We start from the raw sequence: 17,950 nt of genomic DNA, 5'->3' as shown, positions 1-17,950 counted from the left end.
TAATTGTAAATAAGTTAAGAGGACTTAAAAGCAATGTATAAAATAATAATATTTATATTAGTTATATTATCATTTATAACAAAGAATAAGAACTTGGGTATAGCAGCTCTTATAATTTTCGTTATATCTCTAACTAACAGCGAGAAAGCAATAAATTTTGTTGAAAAATATTGTATGGACATAGGTATGATCTTTCTGATGCTTTGGATGCTCGTACCTCTTATTAAACAAGGGTCTAACTCCTTTGACATAAAGAGCTTACTAAGCGTAAACGGCATTGTATCGTTGACTATGGGTATTATCGTAGCAATGCTTGCTGCAAAAGGCGTCAGCTTTACAAAGGGAAATGCAGACGTGCTTTCTGGCGTAGTTCTCGGTTCAATAGTAGGGGTATCGCTTTTGGGCGGAGTTCCTGTGGGGCCGCTTATCGCATCAGGTATAGCCTATGAAATTGTGAGGCTTATTAACTTCATATTTGGTCATAAATAAAGCTGCAGATATTTGCAGCTTTTCAATTTTTCATAGCCTAAAATATTTACAATATATATGAACATAAGATAAAATAAACTTAAGTAATATTTTTACAATGGAGGGTCATAATGTTTACAAGAAATTTGGACAAGGCAAGAAATGCTTATAAAAATAAAGATGTGCAGGCTTCCATAAAAGCACATCAGCATCGCTCTATTAAAGCAGAAGAAACTCATAGTTCTGCAGGACAATATATAAAAAGCGTAATCTATGGCGGACTTGACGGCATAATTACTACCTTCGCTGTGGTTGCCGGAGTTGCTGGAGCTGCTTTATCACCTGGAGTCGTACTTATTATGGGTTTTGCTAACTTAGTAGGCGATGGTCTTTCTATGGCTATCGGCGATTACTTAAGCACTAAAGCTGAAATGGAGTTTCAAGCATCAGAGAGAGAAAGAGAGGCCTGGGAAGTTGAGCATTTCCCTCAAGGTGAAAAGCAAGAGCTTATGGAGCTTTATATCCAAAAAGGAATGAATGAAGCAGATGCAAAAACTGTTACAGATATAATATCAAAAAATAAAGAAGCCTGGGTTGATATAATGATGGTTGAAGAGCTTGGAATACTGCAGGAAAAAGAATCACCAATAAAAAACGCTTTAGTGACCTTTGCTTCCTTTATAATATTTGGTTTTATTCCTGTACTTACTTATGTACTTTCAAGATTTATACCAAACCTAGGTATTAATATGTTTGCTCTATCCTCAGTGCTAACCGGATTTACTTTATTTATACTAGGTGCTCTAAAAACTAAAGTTACGGGCAAGAATTGGATAGTTTCAGGACTTGAAATGCTTTTAGTTGGAGGCCTTGCTGCAAGTGCTGCATATTTAATAGGAATACTGCTTTCAGGTGTTGCATAAGCTTAAAAAAGCTATTGGTAAGTTTTGAACTTGCCAATAGCTTTTAATATTATTGTATTTAGTCAATTAATTTATTAACATTACACTTCACGCTGTCGGGTAATTTTTCCTTAAGTGCTCTTTCCAAAAGTTCCATGTTATTTATACCATTTTTAACTAAGTAGTCTTCTATAAGTTTAACCTTTGGCTCTCTTCCTTCCATTAGCTGATAAAGCACATACCAGTCCTCTAAGGAGCATAAAGGAACGGAAACATCATTTACTTTTCCATAGTAAGCTATAGTCTTTTCATCAAAAGGCATTTCATATATTCCCTGCGCATTTTTAATTCTAAAGCCTGCTATTAAATCAATATCAGTATCATCAACTTTATATTTATAAAAATATCTTGTAAGATATGGATCCTTACCTTCGTTGCAGCCATCAAAAGTCATTTCTCCAAGGCTATCCAAAACAGCCTTCACCTTTTCAATATCTTTTTCAGTTGCTAATATATCAATATCGTTAGGCTTTTCTACAAGACCGTTGAAATAAAGCATCACAGAGGCGCCAACGGCCCATAAAGCCTCGCTTTTGTTAAGCTCCTCTGCTATATATGATAAAGCATTAAAATTCAACAGTATCACCCCTTAATAAAATTGTGAAATAAAATAGCTGCAGGCTGTGGCGCAAAGACCTTAGAGCCTTGTGTAGAAAATAATATTTTACTTCATGATTCCTTTGCGTATGTTCTAGGGCTTGCAATATTGAAAAGCTAAGAGCTTCTATGAATTCGCTTTGACTTCTTGTTACTTTAATAGCCGCAGACTTTAAAACATCTTTAGCAAACTTAAAATACTTTTGCTTGCTCAGAAAAGAGGCTCTAAACTTTTCAGCATTGCTTCGCCAAGAACATGAGCAAAGTTATCAATCAAATTAAAATATTATTTTCTACACCTGCTCTCGGTCTTTACACGGCAGCCTATGTATCTTTTATACTCAATTATAATTATCTATACCATTTACTCAATGATTAATTTATATTAAAACTTTTGGCTTTATTAAAAGCTAGTAATGGCATTTTTATAATTCACATATTTAAATATAAACCTATAAAAATATTTAAATATTTACTTGAGCCATGCTAGTTTGCGGTAGACTTGCTTTCTACAATATCAAAGAACATACTTATATTTACACTATTATTAAATAACGCTAAACTTTTTAATGTTTAAACTGATTAACTAAAGAGCAACAAAAGTGTTATAGGCTTGCTTTAAAGTATGTAGGGCAGTGTGGAAAATAATAAATAAGATTAATTGAGTACTTTGCCCATGTTCTTGGTGAAGTAAAGTCATAAAACTTAGAGCGTCTCTTCTGAGCTAACAAGAGTACAATATGATATAAAAATTTCTTCTAGAAGCTTCGCTTTAAAGATAGCAAAAGTTAAAGCGAATTCTTAGAGGCTCTTAGTTTTATGACTTTACGAACCTTAGAACAGTAGCAAAGTAATCACTAAGATTATATATTATTTTCCTCAAAAATCCCTACGGACTTTAAAGCATAGCCTGCGATATCTTTATTTCGCAATCTACTTTAAGTGTGAAATATCACCTTCAATTACAACCTCTGACTTTCCATTTTCAATTTCAACAATAGTTAAACTTGTATCATATATAAAAGGCGGATCCCATAGTCTCTCCATAGGAAGATTTTTAAAGTACGCATGAAAGGTTTTCAGTACAACCCCATGAGTAACAATAAGTATGTTGCCTTCAGTATTTTCAGAGATTATTCTGTCTAAAACCTTTAAAACTCTTTCTTTTACATGATAAAAGTCTTCTCCAGACTTTGCTTCATAAAGATGAGGATTTTCCCAAAAATGACTTCCAAATTCCGGATAGATTTCTTTTATTTCTTCCTGATTCAACCCTTCAAGTTCACCAAGATGAATTTCTCTTAAATTTTCGTCATATACTACAGGTATATCTCTTCCAGAAAGTATTAATTCTGCAGTATGTCTGGTTCTATCTAAAGGGCTGCAGTATACCTTGTTAAATTCAACACTTTTCAAAGATTCTCCTAAAGCTTTTGCATTAGAAGTCCCCTTAGTTGTCAAATTAGAATTTTTCCAACCCTGCATTCTCCCCTGTATGTTCCACTCAGTTTCTCCATGTCTTGTTATATATAATCTAAGCATTGTATCCTCCTTTTTGTCAGATCACTGGGTAATTTATGAGCGCTCGTTCCACTCGTAAATTACCCGCTAAAGTCCATTTAGGACTTTAGCCTCCCTTTACTCGGAACACTGGGCAGTTTATACTTGCTCGTTTCCGCTCTCAAACTGCCCGTTGAAGCTCATTTAGAGTTTCAACCTCCTGTGATTATATTATTTAAGTTTCACAATATGTATATAAAAGCGGCTTCGAGTATTAACTTATATCCACTGAAAACTACTGAGAACTTAATATTCTCAGTCTATATAAATTAAGTTCTCATAATATTTACCTGTATATCATAGCACATAATCGCATCATTCTGCTCAAAAAATTATAATGGAATACTGTATCATAGCAAAAACTTAGCATGTTCTTTAAAGTTGCAGAAACATTGAGCGAACATTAGTAAGACTTTAATTATTTTTTATACAAGTCCGTTTAGAATCCTATACTGCTGAAAAGCCTAAATGGCTTTTCAAGGGCAGTTTACGAATGGCTATGAGTAAGCTAAACTGCCCCGAACTGAGTGAAACGAGTTTATAGGATTTAGGAATTGTATAAAAAACAATTATTAGTCTTAAAATGTGTAGCGAAGATTTCCTAAACTTTAAAGAACATGCGGATGTTTATTGCTGTGTACAATATTCCATATAGTTTTACTTTGCGCTTAATGCTGCGATATTTAACAAGTTCCAAGGCTTGTTAAAATGCGGCTGGAAGAAAAAATCTACAAAGGCCAACTCATCTATAGTCATTTTATTTTGAATTACTACAGACATTGTATTCATTAACTGAGTTAAATCTGTTTTTGATATAAGCTGAGCGCCTAATATCCTTTCAGATTCAGTTTCATAAACAACTTTGATTGTTGCTTCATCAAAAGTTGGCATAAACTCCGGACGATAGTTGTCTGTAATTGTTACAGTTTTAACCTCTAGTCCTGCTGATTTTGCTGATTCTTCAGTTAATCCTGTTGAAGCTATATTATAATCATAAATCTTTATTCCTGAGGTTCCTTGAGTTCCTAGATGTTTTGTTGTGGGTTTAACTAAATTTCTAGCGATAAGTGTACCCATACGTACTGCATTTGTTGCCAGCGGTATATATTCTACCTTTCCGGTTGGATTATAAACTACCGTGGCACTATCTCCTGCAGCAAATATATCCTCTCGGCTTGTTCTCATATATTCATCAACTATAATTGCACCATTAGGAAGCATATCAAGCTTTCCTTTGAACAATTCCGTATTTGGTCTAAAACCTATGCATAATATAACAAGGTCTGTTTCATATTCTCCCTTGTTTGTTATAACCTTTGTTACTTTTCCATCTTTACCTTCAAACTTTGAAACTGTTTCTCCTAATGCAAGCTTAATCTTATGCTCTTTAAAGGTTTCTTCTGCTATATCAGTGAATTCTTTATCAAGATATTTATTTAAGATTCTATCCATACTGTCTATCAAAGTAACCTCTTTGCCATTCATCTCAAAAGCTTCTACAAGTTCAACACCTATATAGCCTGCTCCGACAACGGTTATTTTTTTAGCTGACTTTGCTTTTTCAATAATTGTATTGGAATGATAGAAATTCTTAGAAAGCAAAATATTTTCTAAATCTATTCCTTCTATTCTTGGAATTATTGGCCAAGAACCTGTAGTTATTATAAGCTTGTCAAAACTATCTTCAAATTCTTCACCAGTTTTTAAGTTTTTAACTTTAAGTTTTTTATTATCAAAATCTATATTTAGAACATCATGTGACATCTTAGTTTTAACACCGAGTTCAGCTAAAGCTTCTGGTGAACTATAGAAAAGTCCTTGTGGATCTTTAACCACTCCGCCCACATATAAAGCTATGCCGCAAGATAAAAAGGATATATTATCATTTCTTTCATAAACTGTTATTTCTGCGTCTTTATAAAGTTTTGCTGTATTTACTATTGCTGCTGTACCAGCATGAGTACAACCTATAACTGCTACCTTCATATATAATTCTCCTTAAAGTATATTTTTTATCAATTAGTATAATTATCTACTTAATATTAATTATCCGTTGTTAATATTATAACAATACTTTGATAAAAAATCTACACTAATTTAAAAATTTTTTATACATTAAAGTCCTTTAGTGGAAAAGTGTTATAAGCTATATATATTTTTCTTAGGATTATGCTTAATCAAAGAGCAAATACTATAAACAAACTAATATTAAAAGGAGGTTTTAAATTGAAAAAAATAATTTCATTTATTTTGTGTGCTTTTATTATACTTATACTTAGCTCCTGCAGAAGCAACCCTAAACCCTATAAAGAAGAACCAGCACCTGCTAAAAACATAGAGTATAAAGAAATCAATCCAGGAAGTGCTCAGTCAGTGCCCGAAACACCTCCTGCTGAAACTCCAAAACCAGAGCCAGCGGAGCCTTCAACACCAGCTCCGGCTCCAAAAAAAACTGAAAAGAAACCCGCTCCAAAACCTTTAGAATCATACAGTTTAGGATCATACAGTACAGTTCTCTTAAACAAGGATAAAGATAGAACATATAATATAAAACTTGGTGCAAAAAAAATTAATGGATATAAATTAAATCCTGGCGATACCTTTTCCTTTAATGATGTCGTAGGAAAAAGAAATGCTGAAACTGGGTTTAGAACTGCTGCAATAATAGTAAATGGAGAATATGAAGAAGGTTTTGGCGGCGGCGTATGTCAACTGAGTACCACAATTTTTAACGCAGCAGATAAAGCCGGCCTTCAGATATTAGAAAGACATGACCACAGTAAAACTGTTGGATATGTTCCAAAAGGCAGAGATGCTGCGGTGAATTATGGAAGCTTGGATTTAAAATTTAAAAACACAAAAAAATATCCTGTTGAAATCAGAACAAGTGTGGATGATAAAAGGGTTTATATATCAATATGGAAGACAAGTTAAAAAATGCTGATTAAGGCAATAGCCTTAATCAGCATCTACTTTTATCTTAAAACTTCCATCATCTTCAAGTGATAGTATTTCAATCATTATATTGGATATATAATCAAATCCCAATCTATCAAAAATAGTGTATTTATGCTTATTTTTATTATTATCATAATAATACATTATTAAAGATTTGGTTCCGCAATATCCTTTACTGTACATGCATACACTATCAATTTTGCTGCTTTCTAATTTTTTAATTACAGGATCATCAGACCTATACCCTTCATATGTAAAATATAGATTATTAATAGCAGACTTTGTTTTATTATGAACAAATATAGTGGGCAGTGCCTGTGAAGTAAATAACATGATAAATCCCCCTTAACAGTTTTCAATACATCACACTAATTAGTATAATCTTATTATATGATTTTACTAATCATTAGTAAAGTTATATTTTATACTGTTATGGGTTAATTTATACCATTTACCGCAGTGGCCTTTCTTTACTTTCATTTCTCTTCTATTTGCTTTACTTTTCCTTTAAATGCATCATCTATCTTTTGATAATAATAATCTGAAAGTTCTTTGTATTCTTTTAAGGCTTCTCTACCTTTATCCGATATTATATATACCCCTCTTTTAACATTTGAAAACCACTCATAATGATTCTCCCTAAGAATCGAAGTAGTTTTTCTCTCATCGGCGCCCAGTTCCCTTAGTTTTTTAGGAGAAAGTTCTCCAAATCTTTCTAAGCAGCAAGCAATAAATAATGCATTTTCCCTATATGCTGTAACAAGCTTCTTACCTTTGCTTCCTCCTACATTAAAATCTTCATATCTGCTCTTGGCCTCTTTAATAATATTTTCTCTTTTTCTTTTACCCATATTTATACTTTTCCATCTGTCAAACGGGGTTGGGTTTATAGGTATCTCAATTATCCCGTTATTTCCTTTAAAGGATACTAATATTAAGCCAAGCTCTAGTCTTCTTATAAGATGGCATATATCCTTCCACTTAGAATTTCCTATAAGCTTTTTAGGCTTAGGTACAGCTATATAAACTAAATCTGCACTTTTTTGTCTCTTTACAGCTTGAGAGAGCAATTCCACACTTAGATTCTTTTTAAGTTCAATTATTATGAGTTCTTCATCTTTAATAGCTACTATATCACAGTCCTTTACTTCACTTCTTACGGTATATCCCTTATCAACAAAGAAGTCTCTTACCGGCTTCCATAAATCAGTTTCTGAAAACTTCCTAATCTCCATGAACTTTTTCCTTTCAGGTTAATAATTTAATAATTTCCTGTATCAATTTATGAATATTTATATTAAGCTATAATATATATATCTTTATTGTAGTTTATATTTTGTTGGGTTTCTATTATAACTTTCAGGGAGTTGATTTAATCGTTATGAATTATATATACGTATATCTAATTTTTTCAAAGACAGGCACTTGGCTTTCAAGAGCCTTGAATATTTTTTCAGACACAAAATATGTACATGCATCTATAAGCTTTGATGATAGCTTCAGTAAGATGTATTCTTTTGGCAGGACAAACCCTAGCAATCCATTTTCGGGTGGCTTTGTGGAAGAAAACTTATTTGATGGAGTTTATAAAAACAACCCCTTAAGCGAATGTATAATTTATAAGGTTAAAATAACTGACAAGCAGTATGATTGTTTATTAAAGGAAGTTCAATTATTTCAGAGCGAAAAAGATAAATATAGATATAACTTTTTAGGCCTTTTTGGAGTTTTAGTTAACAGGCCTCTAAAAAGAAAAGATCACTACTTTTGTACTCAATTTGTATCAGAAATATTAATAAAAAGCGAAATTTATTATACACAAAAAATGCCTGAACTTATTAAGCCAAGCGATTTATTCTTAGTACACAATAAAGAACTTATTTATGAAGGATTGATAACTAACCATCCCTTAACGCAATGCAGTTGAATAAAATTAAAATATTTGTAAAAAATACTACATGTTAAAACAAATATGAAAGCATTGGTGTTTACAATGATTAAACTAATTAAATTTTTTATAGTAGGTGGTATAAATACCCTAATATCCTTAATTGTTTTTTATTTATTAAACAAAGTATTAGGCATCAACCATATGATAAGTTCTGTAATTGCCTATGGCTCAGGTATGGCAAACAGTTACATCTTAAATAAGAAATGGACCTTTAAAGATAATGATAATAAAATCTTTATTCAGCTTATGAAATTTATTGCGGTTAACGGTATTTCACTTGGAGTAAATCTTTTAGCAATGTATATGCTCGTGGATGCGTCTCATTTGGACAGTATGCTATCACAAATTATAGCTACAGCTTTTTCTACTGTAACTAATTATATTGGCAGCCGTCTTATCGTTTTTAACAGCATAAGTAAAAATGTCGCCTGATTTGTTATCAGGCGACATTTTTACTTTATACTACTATATAAGATAAACAATACGTAAACTTAACTCACAGACAATAAAATAGCAAATCTTCAATGCTTTTTGTTGTTTGTCTATAACTCAAACTTGTTTATATGCTTCATCATTTCCTTTGTCATTTCGCTTAAAACTTCCGCTGAGGCTGCTACTTCTTCTGTAGAAGCATTCATTTGCTCTGCAGAAGCAGCAATTTCTTCGGAAGAGGCAGATGTTTCCTGTGCAACTGCTGATACACTTTCTATCTTCTCGAGGATATACGTTTTGTCTTCATCTATCATAATTGCAGAACTATTAACTCTCTCAATCTTAGGAACCACTTCATTTATTCCATTAGTAATATTTTTAAAGGAAATTAAAGTATTATTTATTATTTCAAGCTGTCCCTTTAACTCTTCGTTTAATTCTTCAGTGTTACTAACCATACTGCTTGTACCATTAGATACATCTAATATAAGCTTAGCAATAGTTTCTGATGAGGTTTTTGATTGTTCAGCAAGCTTTCTTATTTCTTCAGCTACTACAGCAAAACCTCTTCCAGCCTCCCCTACTCTCGCTGCTTCAATCGCTGCATTTAATGCTAATAAATTAGTCTGATCAGCTATGCTGTTTATGATATTAATTATCTGATTTATTTGAGATACATTTTTTTCAAGTCCTTGAGCCTTATTAATAAATTCATTAAAGGAATCATTTACTTTGTTAATGGAACTTATTAAAACCTCCATTTTTGAATTACTTTCCTCTGACATACTTCCTATTTCTTTTGCATTTATATCAATATCCTTAATTTCAACAACTATAGCCTGAAGGTTATCGCTAAATTGATTTAATGTGCCAGTTACGTCTACTAAATCCTCTGCTTGGGTAGAAGTTCCTTGCGCTACATCCTGAATAGAAGATGCTACACTTTGTGAAGAGGTTGAAATTTCTTCTGAAACAGAAGATAAATTTTCCGCCTGATTTTCTATAGAACTTGAACTGTCTTTTATTTGCTTTATCATAGCTCTTATTGATTGCGTCAATCTTTGGGTAGAACCAGACATTTGTCCGATTTCATCCTTCATATTAGTATATTTCTCGGACACATCTTTACTAAAATCACCATTTGCTAATAATTCTAAATATGCTGAAGTTACTTTTATACCTTTGACAATTCTTGTTGAAATAATTTGAGCAAACAGAATACCAAGAGCTATAAAAACTAAAGCAATTATAATTATTGAATTCTTTAAAGAAGAAGTTTCTGATAAAATTTCTTCCTTTGCGATTACCACCGCTAAGGACCAGCCAGTACCTTTTACAGGAGCATACCCAACATACTTTGAAACACCATCGTAAACATACTCACCAGTACCTGATCCACCTGCAACCATTTTCTTTTCAATTTCAACTAAAGACGCAAGCTTTGAATCTTTCTTCACATTTTCAAAATCATTATCCATATTTATAACTAGATCTTTATTTGTATGTGCAATAGTAGTACCATCTTTTCTTAACATAAAAGCCTTTCCTGTTTTTCCAAAGGTTATATCGTTGGTAAGCTCACTAAGAAGATTACCATCCTTTGTTCCGCCTAAGACTCCAACCACTTCATTGTTATACTTTATGGGTACTGCAAAAGAAATTATTAAATTGCTTCCATCTTTTGCTTTACTTACCATAGGGTCAGAAACTGCATTCTCCCCCGCAATAGCTCTTTTAAAATATTCCCTATCTTTTAAATCAAGAGTGCTTCCATCATCTAGAAGAGCTTTCCCATCTTTATCTATAATAAATAAGTGTATATAGTTTTTCCTTTTCTTCTCTAAATCCAATGTTTCAACTTGTTTACTTATAGAAGTGTTTCTATTCTTAATGCTATCATTCTCAGCCATAGCAGATAGTGATTCAAGCTGTGTTTGCAATCTACCCTCAACCACCTTGGCTCCCTCATCAGCCATCTTTGGAATTGTCTTACTTACATTAGATATCAAGGCGTTAGAAGAAGCTTTAAAAGAAACTATTCCAAACCCCAAACTAACAATGATTAATAAACAACTAAATAATAACGTTAACTTACTCTTAATACTTTTCAAAATTTATGCCCCCCTTTAAATCTTTTGCACACTTATTCTTTTCGATATTTTCCACATAAAGTTGAATTTGTTATAGAAGTTTTCTCTGTATAGCTGTAGATTATTTTGTATTTTATTGTCTATTAAATTACTTTTTTATACAAAACATAGTATATAATAACATATTTCTACATATTTTTCTACAACTTGCTAAATTTATTTTAATCATCACTATTTATTTAAATTTAAATAAAGTCCTCGGAATCTGCTATTCCTTAGGACTTTAATATATATGTTACACAATTATGAAACAGCTTTATTTTTCTTTAGTTAATATAACTGCGTCATCATATTCTAGTAGTATCTTCAATCTGTATTTTTCTTTTTGTGCTAATATATTTTTATCTTTCTTTAAAAGGATTATAGGGTTATTAGTTTTATCATTTAAAAACCCTTCAAAACCACCTTCAAGCGGTATTAAATCATCGTAAAGCTCTGCTGAAAGCAAATAGTTCTGCCTGAATCTGTAGGGATCTTCTGCTGAATAACCAAAAAAAGTTGTATATATGTTTTTTCCTGTATATTGAGGATAACTTTTCAACTCTTTCAATACTATTTGCCCAGGATCAGTCCATGTCTTAGAAATGACATTCAAAATATAGTTTTCACTTCTGTATGCAGAATGAAGAATCAGAAAAGTTAGAAACAGTTGTGATATTAAATTCCTATAACGACACTTAAGGTATGAGCTAGCCCCTGCACCTATTACTACAGCTAAGGCAGGATATACAGGTATTATATACCACTGAATTTTCGTTTTAGCTAAGCTATAAAGAATTAAAGGCACAGTTATCCAAAGAATCAGCACCAAAGACTTATCAATAAGTTGTTCCTTCTCTCTTCGATGCTTTAACAAAAGTACATTTGCTGCTACAACAGCAAACAATACAATTATCCAATGAAAATAAGAACTACTAATCTTATCTAAATAAAAATAACTATCTCCGCCATGCTTCTCAACAGTAGATGAGGTTCTTGCTAAAAGATCATAGTTTATCATTGCCTGAAAGAATTTCAATCCATCCTGCTTGTATCTGTAAAAACCCCAAATAGCAATTAGAAAAAAAGAATTTACTATAACCAAAATAATCTGTACAAATTTCATTCTAAAAATATCTTTAGAAAGAATTAGATACATACAAATTATAAGTATTATATTTAATGCATGAAAGCTTTTAGTTAAAAAAGCCAAGCTAAAAGCCACCCCTGAAACGTACAGCCATCTTAAGCTTTTACTTGATAATGACAAACAAATCATAGATATTGTAAAAAACAATACAAATACAGAATCTGCATCCCCTGTTCTTGCACAATGCTCCGTAATGTATTGGGTAGTTGTGCTTAAAACAATAGCAGAAATCAGTGCTGACAGCTTATCATATTTATACGACATAAATAAGGCAAGAATGAGTATAGTCAATACAGCTGCACACGCTGAAGCAGCTCTTAATCCCAATTCATTGAAACCTGCTGCTTTATACCCGGCAATTATAGTCCAATAGCTTACAGGCGGTTTGAGATTCCAGTAGTCGTTTTTATAACCATAAGTACTAACTATATAATTGTTATTTTTAATCATTTCATATGCATTAACTCCATGTCTTGCCTCATCAAAGCTTTCTATAGGAGAAAGCCCCAAATTATGAAACACATTATAAATTGTCATTGCCATAATTATAGCTAGAAAAAAATAATAGCCTTTTTCTACAAAGCTAATAATTGAATCAAATATTTTCGTTCTATGAATGTCCATATCAGTGCTCCTGTCAAGTTAATAAATACAAAGCATGTATATTATAACCATTAAAAACAAAAACATTCTATGTAAGGAATAAAATTCTATATATTGGTAATAATATTTTTAGCTGTAAAATACGGAATTATGCCTAATGAAGGGAGAAACATATTATGACTTCAAAACTTATTTCAATTGTAGTTCCTATGTATTTCGAAGAAAAGGTTGTAGAGGAATGCTATAAAAGATTATCAAATGTGGTAATTGATAACGAACTAAATTATGAGCTGATTTTTGTAAATGATGGAAGCACCGACAAGACATTAGAATTATTATCTCAAATAGCTGAAAAAGATCCTCATGTAAAGGTTGTCAGTTTCGCAAGAAATTTTGGTCATCAGATCGCAGTTACTGCAGGCCTTGACAAGGCCAAAGGTGATGCAGTGGTTATTATCGATGCTGACCTTCAAGATCCTCCAGAGCTTATTCCTGATATGATAAAGCTGTGGGAACAAGGCTATGATGTGGTTTATGGAAAAAGAAAAAAGAGAGATGGAGAAAGTTGGTTTAAGCTTACGAGTGCAAAGATGTTTTATAGATTTCTTGATAAAATGAGCACAGTAAAAATTCCTGTTGATACAGGAGATTTTAGGCTGGTAGACAGAAAGGTTATTGATGCTTTGAAGAAAATGCCTGAGCATAATAGATTTTTAAGGGGTATGTGCAGTTGGGTAGGCTACAAACAGATTGCTTTAGAGTACGAAAGAAAAGAACGTTTTGCAGGTGAGACAAAATATCCTCTTAAAAAGATGCTGAAATTTGCTCTTGACGCAATATTTTCATTCTCTGTAAAGCCATTAAAACTAGCAGAATACTTAGGCTCTATAGCTATATTAGCAACACTCGCAATTATCTTTTATTCTATAATAAGTTCAGCAATTGGCCTAAAATCAATTGCCCTAGGCTGGACACTAACCTTAACTTTTATCACTTTTTTTGGCGGGATTCAACTTCTTTCTATAGGTATAGTAGGCGAGTATATTGCTAGAATTTATGACGAGAGTAAGGAAAGACCTTTATACATAATAGACAAAGAGATAAATCTTGAAAACAATTTATCAAACTCATTGTATTTGCATAGCAAAAGAATCCACATTGACAAAAGTCTAAGAAAGCCTTTATATCTTGTAAGCAATGAATTAAGTAAAGAATTAGCAGGTAAGAGCGAAGAAGCAACTCAATCATAAATAACTTTAAGGTTGTAAATTATATTTACAACCTTTTTATATTTATTAAGAATATTATCAAGATAAGTTGGCAATTATTTCAATGTAAATATCAACGAAAGGAGACCCTACATTGGAAAAAAACTTTACTAACAATTTATCTTTAATACTAAAATTATTAATTATTGTTATTATATCAAGATTATCTTTATGCTTTGTAGGATATTTAGGTATGAATACCTTCCCTATGTATGATGCCGTTAAAAATAAAATTTCAAAAGATACAACTCTCATAAATCTTTCAGGAGGCATAGGAGGTTCAAATAAATTAAAACTTGAGGATTTTAATAAATTTGACAGCGGTTTTTACTTTCAAATAGCTGATTCAGGTTATCCTAAGGTAAATATGTCTGAAAGCAGCTCTGCAACAAGGATAAGCTTTTTCCCGTTATATCCTATTCTATTAAGAAGTATGAGGCTTTTACATATTAGTTCAAACAATATTGTTAATTCACTAATACTATCAAATCTTTTACTGGTTCTTGCGTTATATTATATATATAGAATCTGCGAGGACAGAGGCTTTGAAAAGAACGAAATAACTTTAGTAATAGCACTTATTCTATGCTATCCATATTCAATATTTTATTCTATACCCTACACGGAAAGCCTATTTTTATTTCTTTCCGCAGCCACAATATATTATGCAACTAAAAAAGATTTTTTAAAAGCGGCTATATTTGCTGGTCTATCCTCTATAAGTCGGTTTCCAGGAGTTGTTAATATAGCATATTTATTTTTTATGCTTATTTCTGAGCAGGACTTTAAGTTACAGGATAAAGGACAAATAAAAAAAGTATTATCTAATATGATAATATCGATAATACCACTTACAATATATTTTTCTTATATGAAGTACCTAACTGGAGACTTTTTAGCCCCTCTTCATGATGTTGGAAACTGGGGTCGAAAATTAAGCATCCCATTTAAAAGCTATTTTTACTATATACTGCATCCATACTTTTTTTCCAGCGGTGGGTGGAATAATGGTGTAATAAGCTTTGCAATAGCAACATTAGTAATCCTGTTATTTATATATTATGCTATAAGAAATTATAAAAAGCTTAATATAAAACAATGGATACTATTTATTTATGGATTCTTAATAATAGTTGTACCTTTTTCCAATTTCGGCTCAGATTTAGTAAGTATACCTAGATATCTTATGGTATCAGTACCAATGTATTTATATATAGTTGAATTATATAGAGAAAAACATTATATTTTCTCTGGATATCTGTATTTCTTTGCTGCTTTAAATGGGCTTATTACAATTGGATTTTTTAACGGCTATTATTTCGTGGTTTAATCTTATACAAAAGCCATCGCGATATCTTCTTATCTAGATATCGCGATGGCTTTTATTATATTTTCTTTTTAGTAATAGCAGCTTCTAAATGTTCTTCTTCTAAAACTCTATCGTGTAGTGTATGGTTCCACTCTTTCTTATTCTTTTTAAATAATCCTATAACGCTGACAGGTATCCATGTTACTCCGTAAATAGGATAAATAACTATAGCCATCATTCTCTTTAAAGAAACTCCTTCTAAAAGCAGTGCGGCTACAGGTACTGCATATCTAAAGAATAAAGCCAGAACCCAGAACCAAAGAGGGAACACAATTTTTAGTATTGGTACACTAGGAAAAACAAGCTTCGCCATAAGCATTGTAAAAGAAAATGCATCCAGTATCATTTTAGATGGTTGAATCAGATAAACGAAAGCATCAAAACAGGCAAACTTTCCCTTGCCGAAGGCTCTTCTTAATAATGGTCCTGAATACCTAAAGCAGCAGTCCCAATGACCTTGAAGCCATCTTATTCTTTGTCTCAAAGAAGCCTTCATAGTTACAGGTTTTTCATCATAAATTTTTGCAGTGTGTTCCCAAACAACCGGAATGTCATTTAAAGTACATATCATAGTAAACTCTAAATCTTCTGTTAAACTCATAGCATTCCAGCCGAATTCTTTAAGAACTCTGGTTGACAAGCAAAATCCTGTTCCTCCTAAAGCTGCATTTAATTTAAGTCTTTTCCTTGCAAGTTGAAAATTCCTATTTGTAATCCAGTATGCTAAAGCGTAGGAAATAGTGACCCAGGAATCATCTGGGTTTTTACTGTCTAAGTAACCTTGAATTACTTCTTTTCCTGAAAGAAGATTGTTATTCATCTTCGTAAGAAAATTCTTTGTCACAAGGTTATCAGCATCAAAAATAACAACTGCATCATACTGTCTTTTCATCTTAAACATCAAATCAAAAAACCACTTTAAGGCATAGCCTTTACCCCTCTTATCGCTATCAAACCTTTCAAGTGCGGTTATCTTCTTTTCCTTAACTATTTTTGCCGTATTATCCTCACAATTATCACAAATTACAAATACATCATATAATTCTTTAGGATAATCCAATTCCTTTAAATTATCCAAAATCTGTCCTATTACCTTTTCCTCATTATGAGCCGCAATAGCCACAGCAAAACTTTTCTCCGGAAGTTTATCTTCTTCTTCCTTTACCTTTTTTAGTCCAAAAATAGAAATAGCATTATAATAATAAGTTAGAAAAAGAACATATAATTGTATCAGCATAAATATTGATATGGAAATATATTTCATAGTGCCCGCTCCTCCCGCAAGTTTTTATAGAGTGACCTCTTAAACCTATATAAACTTGCATTAAATGTAGTACAAGACAAAATCAGCCTATGAAATATATTTTTTCTTTTTATTCAAAGTTTATTCACATAAAAGAATAATAATAGTAAAATCTTAGTTATTATTATAAAAATATTACTTTTTAGTTAAATTTTCTTATTACTATTCAGTATTAAATATTATAATCATCTCTTAACGCTAAAATTTATTTCGTGTAAATACCAGCTCTCTATCGTTAGACATTCCTTCCTGAAATGCATATCCTTCTTCTTCAAAACTTTTTAAACCTTCACAACTATCAATTTTATTCTCAATTATATATTTTGCCATGAGTCCTCGTGCTCTTTTAGCATAAATTGTGATAATCCTATAAGTTCCATGCTTGTACTCTTTAAAAACTGGTGTAATAATATTACTTTTAAATTTTTTAATGTCTATTGCAGTAAAGTATTCATTTGATGCTAGATTAACGAGGATTTTGTTATTTTGACTGCCCATTTCTTTGTTAAAGTAATCCGTTATTTTATCTCTCCAAAAATCATATAAATTTTTACCCCTAGAGTTTTTAAGTTTTATACCCATTTCCAATCTATAGGCTTCTATTATATCAAGCGGCCTTAACACTCCATAAAGTCCCGAAAGCATTCGTAAATGCTCTTGTGCATAATCAAACTGTTCCTCATTAAAACCTTCCGCTCTAAGGCCTTGATAAACAGCTCCATGAAAAGTTAATGCGGCCTGTTTTGCGTTAGAAAGATTATGATTTATATCAAATTCCATATTCCTGAAAAAGTTCAGTTCTGAAAGTTCCTGATTTATCTTCATTAGGCCTGATAACTCTTCAGGTGAATATCTTCTTAGTTCTTTTATTAGCTGAAAGGCTTCTTTCTTAAATAACGGTTCAGTATATTTTTCTATTTTATAATCTCTATTGAAATCTAAAGTTTTTGCTGGAGAAAGTATTGTAATCATTTGTTTACCACCTAGTTTTTTTATAATAATATTAACATAGTACGTTACTTTTTTTCTATTATAATATTATAAAAAAAGGGCTGTCTCGCCCTAAAAATTACTTTCTATTTTAAGACAGACAGTCATGATGGCTTCATCGCCACAATAAATGAAAATGGAATGATTGAGTAATAGTGTAGTGGTATAATAAATTAGCCGGTAAAGGTCGTAAAGGGCTTGGAACTTTTA

Annotated in this window: 16 protein-coding genes; 7 read left to right on the top strand and 9 right to left on the bottom strand. The window is 31.7% G+C overall.

Annotated elements, in window-relative coordinates; all coding sequences use genetic code 11:
• Positions 1-33 precede the first annotated feature (33 nt).
• Both JK636_RS14005 and JK636_RS14000 read left to right on the top strand, forming a co-directional pair.
• Positions 34-489, top strand: coding sequence for a DUF441 domain-containing protein (locus JK636_RS14005; RefSeq protein WP_202749639.1), 456 nt, complete (start codon positions 34-36; stop codon positions 487-489).
• Positions 490-599: 110 nt separating this feature from the next.
• Positions 600-1,391 (top strand): VIT1/CCC1 transporter family protein, encoded by a 792-nt coding sequence (locus JK636_RS14000; protein ID WP_202749638.1) that lies wholly within the window; start codon positions 600-602, stop codon positions 1,389-1,391.
• Between the two features lie 58 nt (positions 1,392-1,449).
• Here the strand turns inward: JK636_RS14000 and JK636_RS13995 are convergent, their stop codons facing one another.
• The 3 genes from JK636_RS13995 to JK636_RS13985 all read right to left on the bottom strand — a co-directional run bounded on the left by JK636_RS13995 (position 1,450) and on the right by JK636_RS13985 (position 5,573).
• On the bottom strand, positions 1,450-2,007 hold the full coding sequence (locus JK636_RS13995; RefSeq protein ID WP_243428236.1) for a nucleotidyltransferase family protein: 558 nt from the start codon (positions 2,005-2,007) through the stop codon (positions 1,450-1,452).
• A 953-nt stretch (positions 2,008-2,960) separates the two neighbouring features.
• Complete coding sequence (locus tag JK636_RS13990; protein WP_202749637.1) at positions 2,961-3,569, bottom strand: histidine phosphatase family protein; 609 nt, start codon at positions 3,567-3,569, stop codon at positions 2,961-2,963.
• A gap of 675 nt (positions 3,570-4,244) precedes the next feature.
• A complete protein-coding gene (locus tag JK636_RS13985) occupies positions 4,245-5,573 on the bottom strand; it encodes an FAD-dependent oxidoreductase (protein WP_202749636.1) in 1,329 nt (442 codons plus the stop codon).
• A gap of 240 nt (positions 5,574-5,813) precedes the next feature.
• On the opposite strand from JK636_RS13985, the gene JK636_RS13980 reads away from it, so the two are divergent.
• The gene (locus JK636_RS13980) at positions 5,814-6,521 is read left to right on the top strand and encodes a VanW family protein (protein WP_202749635.1); all 708 of its coding nucleotides are present in this window, start codon (positions 5,814-5,816) and stop codon (positions 6,519-6,521) included.
• Positions 6,522-6,545: 24 nt separating this feature from the next.
• On the opposite strand, the gene JK636_RS13975 is transcribed toward JK636_RS13980, so the two are convergent.
• Positions 6,546-6,878 carry a hypothetical protein gene (locus tag JK636_RS13975; RefSeq protein WP_202749634.1) on the bottom strand — a complete coding sequence of 111 codons (333 nt, stop codon included), beginning with the start codon at positions 6,876-6,878 and terminating at the stop codon, positions 6,546-6,548.
• Between the two features lie 143 nt (positions 6,879-7,021).
• Positions 7,022-7,780: a DUF2161 domain-containing phosphodiesterase gene (locus JK636_RS13970; protein ID WP_202749633.1), complete on the bottom strand. Its 759-nt coding sequence runs from the start codon at positions 7,778-7,780 to the stop codon at positions 7,022-7,024.
• Between the two features lie 146 nt (positions 7,781-7,926).
• Between JK636_RS13970 and JK636_RS13965 the strand changes: the two genes are divergently transcribed.
• The gene (locus tag JK636_RS13965) at positions 7,927-8,472 is read left to right on the top strand and encodes a hypothetical protein (RefSeq protein ID WP_202749632.1); all 546 of its coding nucleotides are present in this window, start codon (positions 7,927-7,929) and stop codon (positions 8,470-8,472) included.
• Positions 8,473-8,538: 66 nt separating this feature from the next.
• On the top strand, positions 8,539-8,928 hold the full coding sequence (locus tag JK636_RS13960) for a GtrA family protein (RefSeq protein WP_202749631.1): 390 nt from the start codon (positions 8,539-8,541) through the stop codon (positions 8,926-8,928).
• Between the two features lie 110 nt (positions 8,929-9,038).
• Here the strand turns inward: JK636_RS13960 and JK636_RS13955 are convergent, their stop codons facing one another.
• Together JK636_RS13955 and JK636_RS13950 are read right to left on the bottom strand one after the other, a co-directional pair.
• Positions 9,039-11,039 carry a methyl-accepting chemotaxis protein gene (locus JK636_RS13955; RefSeq protein ID WP_202749630.1) on the bottom strand — a complete coding sequence of 667 codons (2,001 nt, stop codon included), beginning with the start codon at positions 11,037-11,039 and terminating at the stop codon, positions 9,039-9,041.
• A gap of 295 nt (positions 11,040-11,334) precedes the next feature.
• Positions 11,335-12,831, bottom strand: a complete 1,497-nt coding sequence (locus JK636_RS13950; protein ID WP_202749629.1) for an ArnT family glycosyltransferase — start codon at positions 12,829-12,831, stop codon at positions 11,335-11,337.
• 155 nt (positions 12,832-12,986) lie between these two features.
• Here JK636_RS13950 and JK636_RS13945 point away from each other — a divergent pair, with 155 nt between their 5' ends.
• Both JK636_RS13945 and JK636_RS13940 read left to right on the top strand, forming a co-directional pair.
• Positions 12,987-14,060 carry a glycosyltransferase family 2 protein gene (locus JK636_RS13945; protein ID WP_202749628.1) on the top strand — a complete coding sequence of 358 codons (1,074 nt, stop codon included), beginning with the start codon at positions 12,987-12,989 and terminating at the stop codon, positions 14,058-14,060.
• Positions 14,061-14,172: 112 nt separating this feature from the next.
• On the top strand, positions 14,173-15,408 hold the full coding sequence (locus tag JK636_RS13940) for a mannosyltransferase family protein (RefSeq protein ID WP_202749627.1): 1,236 nt from the start codon (positions 14,173-14,175) through the stop codon (positions 15,406-15,408).
• 55 nt (positions 15,409-15,463) lie between these two features.
• Here JK636_RS13940 and JK636_RS13935 read toward each other — a convergent pair whose 3' ends face one another.
• On the bottom strand, positions 15,464-16,711 hold the full coding sequence (locus JK636_RS13935; protein ID WP_202749626.1) for a glycosyltransferase family 2 protein: 1,248 nt from the start codon (positions 16,709-16,711) through the stop codon (positions 15,464-15,466).
• Positions 16,712-16,948: 237 nt separating this feature from the next.
• Entirely contained in the window at positions 16,949-17,722 is a 774-nt protein-coding gene (yaaA, locus tag JK636_RS13930; RefSeq protein WP_202749625.1) for a peroxide stress protein YaaA, read from the bottom strand.
• Positions 17,723-17,950: the final 228 nt, after the last annotated feature.

Origin of the sequence: Clostridium rhizosphaerae (assembly GCF_016765585.1) — a bacterium.
In the GTDB taxonomy this organism is placed as follows: domain Bacteria; phylum Bacillota; class Clostridia; order Clostridiales; family Clostridiaceae; genus Clostridium_AT; species Clostridium_AT rhizosphaerae.
This window is presented reverse-complemented; position numbering and strand designations above follow the sequence as displayed.